9 protein-coding genes and 1 tRNA gene are annotated in these 4,674 nt (G+C 54.2%); all 10 read left to right on the forward strand.

The genetic code is table 11. The features are described from left to right. Nucleotides 1-314, forward strand: a 314-nt coding sequence (locus tag AC16KF_RS04575; RefSeq protein WP_484036119.1) for an SH3 domain-containing protein, incomplete at its 5' end; no start/stop codon positions are given. Next, on the forward strand, nucleotides 311-550 hold the full coding sequence (locus tag AC16KF_RS04580) for a hypothetical protein (protein WP_484036120.1): 240 nt from the start codon (nucleotides 311-313) through the stop codon (nucleotides 548-550). The genes AC16KF_RS04575 and AC16KF_RS04580, both read left to right, overlap by 4 nt. Further along, nucleotides 547-768 carry a hypothetical protein gene (locus AC16KF_RS04585; RefSeq protein WP_484036121.1) on the forward strand — a complete coding sequence of 74 codons (222 nt, stop codon included), beginning with the start codon at nucleotides 547-549 and terminating at the stop codon, nucleotides 766-768. The genes AC16KF_RS04580 and AC16KF_RS04585 overlap by 4 nt, the downstream gene beginning before the upstream one ends. Beyond that, nucleotides 704-1,066, forward strand: coding sequence for a hypothetical protein (locus AC16KF_RS04590; protein ID WP_484036122.1), 363 nt, complete (start codon nucleotides 704-706; stop codon nucleotides 1,064-1,066). Before AC16KF_RS04585 ends, AC16KF_RS04590 begins: the two co-directional genes overlap by 65 nt. Beyond that, the gene (locus AC16KF_RS04595; protein WP_484036123.1) at nucleotides 1,063-1,326 is read left to right on the forward strand and encodes a hypothetical protein; all 264 of its coding nucleotides are present in this window, start codon (nucleotides 1,063-1,065) and stop codon (nucleotides 1,324-1,326) included. Before AC16KF_RS04590 ends, AC16KF_RS04595 begins: the two co-directional genes overlap by 4 nt. Continuing rightward, nucleotides 1,323-1,787: a hypothetical protein gene (locus AC16KF_RS04600; protein ID WP_484036124.1), complete on the forward strand. Its 465-nt coding sequence runs from the start codon at nucleotides 1,323-1,325 to the stop codon at nucleotides 1,785-1,787. The genes AC16KF_RS04595 and AC16KF_RS04600 overlap by 4 nt, the downstream gene beginning before the upstream one ends. A 1-nt stretch (nucleotide 1,788) precedes the next feature. Next, complete coding sequence (locus tag AC16KF_RS04605; protein ID WP_484036125.1) at nucleotides 1,789-2,343, forward strand: hypothetical protein; 555 nt, start codon at nucleotides 1,789-1,791, stop codon at nucleotides 2,341-2,343. Nucleotides 2,344-2,756: 413 nt separating this feature from the next. Then, nucleotides 2,757-2,838: transfer RNA gene (locus AC16KF_RS04610), tRNA-Leu, on the forward strand. Between the two features lie 58 nt (nucleotides 2,839-2,896). Next, complete coding sequence (locus AC16KF_RS04615; RefSeq protein WP_484036126.1) at nucleotides 2,897-4,048, forward strand: deoxyguanosinetriphosphate triphosphohydrolase; 1,152 nt, start codon at nucleotides 2,897-2,899, stop codon at nucleotides 4,046-4,048. Between the two features lie 13 nt (nucleotides 4,049-4,061). Next, complete coding sequence (gene greA / locus AC16KF_RS04620) at nucleotides 4,062-4,523, forward strand: transcription elongation factor GreA (protein WP_484036127.1); 462 nt, start codon at nucleotides 4,062-4,064, stop codon at nucleotides 4,521-4,523. Nucleotides 4,524-4,674 lie beyond the last annotated feature (151 nt).

The raw sequence follows: 4,674 nt of genomic DNA on the forward strand, positions 1-4,674 counted from the left end.
CGGTTTTAGTGTATCTTGCGTATGTGATACCGTCACAATGGCTAGGTGACACCAAGTCACACCAAGTCACACCAACAAGTGACACCACGTCACACCAAACGGTGACACCAAATGCGCGGCGTAGTGTAACCGTTGACGTGTTGGAGGTGCGGAGCGGAGCGGGCGAGTCATTCTCGAACGTCGGCTACTTGCGGCGCGGCGACCGTGTGACCGTGTACGCGCTTCAATCCGCGACAGAGGAAACGTGCCGACAATGGGCAAGGATTGGCGCGGAGCGATGGACATGCTACGATTTTCTGGAGGTGATACCGTGAAAGCGACAATCCGCATCTGTGAATCCGCCGACCTCAAACCGCTTGCGCTGGCGGTTGTCAGTCAGGCGATTCGAGACTTGCGCGAGGCGGATACCATGTCCGCGCTTGACGCGGCGATGTGGTTAACCAGCGATGACTTCGGACTGTGGGCGGACGCGATGGGCATACCGTTCGCGGACGGTTATAGACTGCTGATAAGCGGCAGGGCGCGTAAGATGAAAGTAGGTAAAAAATGAGCAACAGCGTTTTGAGTCTGTTTGAAGGATTGAGCGAACAGCAGGCGCGGGAATTCCGCAAAACCATCATGCCGACCTTGCAGGAATTGAGAGCGCGTATCGTGTCTGAGCAAGGCGATTCTAGGCAGAGCAAACGAAGGGAGGCGCGACGCGATGAAGTGCAAAGCAAAGACCGCGCACGGTCAACCGTGCAAAATGCCGCCGTTGAAGGGCAGTAGTTACTGCTTTACGCACGCTCCCGAAGTCGGCGCGGCGCGGGCAATGGCGAGGAAATCAGGCGGCGAGCGTCACCGAATCGCGCACTATGGCGATGAATCCATGATACCGCGCGAAGTCCGAACGCTTGACGACGCGAACAAAATCCTAGCCTACACACTGGCGGAAACCGTGCCAATGGAGAACAGCATAGCGCGGGCGCGGTTACTGCTTGCGCTGTATGATTCGTTCGTCAAGTCGTTTGAAATTGGAGAACTGGAAAAACGGATTCAAGCATTGGAAACGAGAGGCGCAAAATGAAACTGAAAAACCGAATCACAAAACTGGAAGGCAAAAGGCGCGGCGGCGTTGAAGTGTCCACGTTCAAATTTACGCAGGAATTCCGCGCGGACGGCGACAATCTTCTTTTTATTGACGGCGTGCAAGTGGACGCGGAAACCTACGCCAAACAAATCGCGGAGTATGCGCGAGTTCACAAGGATAGCCGAATTCCATTTGAAAAAATCGTTTATCCGAACGGCATACCATCAAGTAAAAGCCTGCTTGTTTTTGCCGCATGAAGCAATCCGAATTAATCGCTAATCTCGAAGCGACTGCCTCCGCGCTGGCAAAGCGGGCGGTGACGGTGCGTATTCGTCAACCGATAAACGAACAGGCACGCGGCGAAACCTATCACGCGGGCGGCGGGCGGGTTGTGATCGACCTCGCGCCCGAAGTGTTCGATAGTTTGCGCGGATTCGTTCACACGTTCACGCATGAAGCGGCGCACGCCAAACTACACGCGGCGCACGCGCCGACAAAGGATATTAACCGTCCGTCCGCTTCATTCAAAATTAGCGCGGCGGCAATGGCAGGCTTATTGACTCATCCTCGCATGAGCAAGCGCGAGACCGAAGCGGAATCACAGGCGCAAGCGTGGCGTGATGCAATCCGCGAGCGTTACATCATAGCCGCGAACACGCCAACAAGCGACGAAAATTTAATTCAAGTACTGCGAGTACTTTACAGAATAGGAGAATAACATGACAACAAATCAACAACTCGAAGAAAAGTTAAGACAACTTGCGGAGGAAGCGAGCGGGCTGGATTCCGAACTCACAGCGGCGCGGGAGGACTTGCGCCGACAGTCCAGAGAGCGAGACGCGGCGAATAAAATAGCCGCGTCCATCATGGTACTGGAATCGCGGCGCAATGCGTTGAGTACGGACATCCAGCAGGTAGAACAGGAATTAGAACGACGGCGCGTGTTTGTTTCATCGAAGGAATACAAGACGGCGCAAAAATCCATGACAGACCTTGAGTCCTACTTCGGCAGGGAGGCGCAAGCCGTCCGCGATGAAATGGACAACTTGCACGAACGGTTAACGCGCTTCGCCACGAAGTACAACGAATACGCCGACCTGTTGAAACGCTATCGCCTGGACCTTACCACCATCGAACAGACAGGGAAACTGGAAGGCGCGGACGTGGTTTATCTTGTAAACACTTTCAGGATGATAGACGGGAGGAAACAAGCGGAGAGCATCACGCAAAGCATTATCGCCTCTCGCCAAACAGCAAGACCGCGCGAGGCGTGACACGCGCCGAACGCAAGGCAGGCGAGTTCTTGAAACGGCTGGAGAGGAAACCAGAAGGTAGACCGTCAAAACTATTCCACAATGGAATAGTTTCCGAATACAGCGACGTGCTGAAAGAATACGCGCAGAACGCAAGGCGGGCGAGTTCTTGAAACGACTGGAACGAGGTAAACCGAAACCATATTCCAAAGTGGAAAATGGTTCAAGCGAATACAACGACGCGCTGAAAGAGAACGCGATACCGACCACTTCCGCGTACAGGTGGCAACAAAACAAAGCCGACTCTCGCAGTCGGCTTTTTGCTTGACGGTTTGCGAATTTACGGCGATACTTGCAAGCGTCAAAAACGCAGAGGACTGTCAAAGTACAGCCTCGAAAAGAGAGACGCGCACAGTTCAAACAGCCGTGCTTTAGGCGATGGCGGAATCGGCAGACGCAACGGACTTAAAATCCGTCGGTAGTGATATCGTGAGGGTTCGACCCCCTCTCGCCCCATTTTCCGCGCCCGCCCTCTCTCCCACGAGAGAGAGGCAAGGGGCGAGAGTTAACCATCATGTACTTTACGCGCCAGCAACTTGAAGAAATAGAAGATAAAAGCCTCGCGCCCTACGGCATGCGGAGCAAAGACTCAAAAGGACGCGCCTACCTGGACAGCGAACCGGACTACCGCACATCGTTCCAACGCGACCGCGACCGGATTCTCCACACGACAGCCTTTCGCCGCCTCGAATACAAGACACAGGTTTTCATCAACTTTGAAGGCGACTACTTCCGCACTCGGCTGACTCACACGCTTGAAGTCGCTCAGATCGGACGCACGCTTGCTCGCGCCCTAGGCGGCAACGAAGACCTCGTGGAAGCGGTCTGCCTCGCGCACGACCTGGGGCACTCGCCGTTTGGTCATTCTGGCGAAGCCGCATTGGCGCGATTGATGAAAGATCATGGCGGATTCGACCACAACAAACAATCCCTGCGTATCGTCACCGAACTCGAACAGCGTTACCCCGAATTCCCGGGTTTGAACCTGACGTGGGAAGTCCGCGAAGGGATGGTCAAACACGAATCCGAATACGACATTTCTGACGCGCGCGAGTATCAGCCCGACCTGCGCGGCAACCTCGAAACACAGATCGCCAATGTCGCCGACGAACTAGCCTACACGACTCACGACCTTGATGACGGCTTGCGTTCAGGCATGATCACGCCGCAGATGCTCGATGGCATTGCCTTGTGGGAAATTCTGCGCGAAACCTACAACTGGAGCGGGCGCGAACTGGAGGAGATGGAACGTCACCGCATGATCCGCCAACTTGTGGGCATCCTGATCACCGATATGATCGAGGCAACCGATACGCGCCTGAAGGAGAGCAAGGCAAAATCCGCGCTCGATCTTCAGAAACTGAAACACAATATGATCGGGCACAGCGAAGACATGCAGCGCCGCAACCGCGAACTGAAAGACTTCCTGTACAAGAAACTCTATCGCCATTATCGCGTGGCGCGGATGCAGGTTAAAGCGGAACGGCTGATCACTGATCTGTTCCATGCGTATCAGGCGGAGCCGTTGATGCTTCCCGACTCGGTACAAACCTTGATCGACAAGCGCGGACTGGAACGCGCGATCTGCGATTACATCGCCGGCATGACCGACCGTTATGCCATCGAAGAACATCAGAAACTTTTTAGTCCGCTCGAAAAGCCATAGGAACAGGTGAAGAATGTCTCAACCAATGTATCTCACTCCCGAAGGGGAGGCAAAACTAAAGACCGAATTAGTGGAACTCACCGGGGCGCGACGCGAAGAACTTGCCCAGCGCCTGCGATCCGCCATTCAAATGGGCGACCTTTCTGAAAACGCGGATTATCACAAAGCAAAAGAGGACCAAGCCTTTCTCGAAGGACGCATTCAGGAGATCGAAGCCATTCTACGCATGGCTGTGATCGTCGAAAAGAAACAAAGCGACGTGGTGATGGTTGGCTCGCGCGTCACTGTGCAGGAGGCAGGTTTTGACCCAGAGACCTTCTCCATGGTCGGAGCGAAGGAAGCGGATCCGCGCAACAACAAGATATCGAACGAGTCGCCGATTGGGAGGGCGTTGATGAATCACCGGGCAGGCGAAACCGTGGAGGCGCAAACCCCCGGCGGTACACTACAAATAAAGATACTCAACGTGGAATAAAAACAGGGGTTGTCTAAAAAGGGAAAGAACAAGTTGAGAAAACGGCGTAAACGGAGCAAGAGACAAAAAAACTGGCGGTCATTGGATCGCCAGTTTTCGTAAATTGTGCGCCATGCACACCAGACCCCACTCCACATCCACTTTTTTCAAC

This window comes from Candidatus Defluviilinea gracilis (assembly GCF_057138825.1).

Coding starts and splice junctions, on each gene's coding strand:
- greA (WP_484036127.1), top strand. CDS start 4,062: ATGTCTCAACCAATGTATCTCACTCCCGAAGGGGAGGCAAAACTAAAG.
- AC16KF_RS04615 (WP_484036126.1), top strand. CDS start 2,897: ATGTACTTTACGCGCCAGCAACTTGAAGAAATAGAAGATAAAAGCCTC.
- AC16KF_RS04595 (WP_484036123.1), top strand. CDS start 1,063: ATGAAACTGAAAAACCGAATCACAAAACTGGAAGGCAAAAGGCGCGGC.
- AC16KF_RS04605 (WP_484036125.1), top strand. CDS start 1,789: ATGACAACAAATCAACAACTCGAAGAAAAGTTAAGACAACTTGCGGAG.
- AC16KF_RS04600 (WP_484036124.1), top strand. CDS start 1,323: ATGAAGCAATCCGAATTAATCGCTAATCTCGAAGCGACTGCCTCCGCG.
- AC16KF_RS04585 (WP_484036121.1), top strand. CDS start 547: ATGAGCAACAGCGTTTTGAGTCTGTTTGAAGGATTGAGCGAACAGCAG.
- AC16KF_RS04590 (WP_484036122.1), top strand. CDS start 704: ATGAAGTGCAAAGCAAAGACCGCGCACGGTCAACCGTGCAAAATGCCG.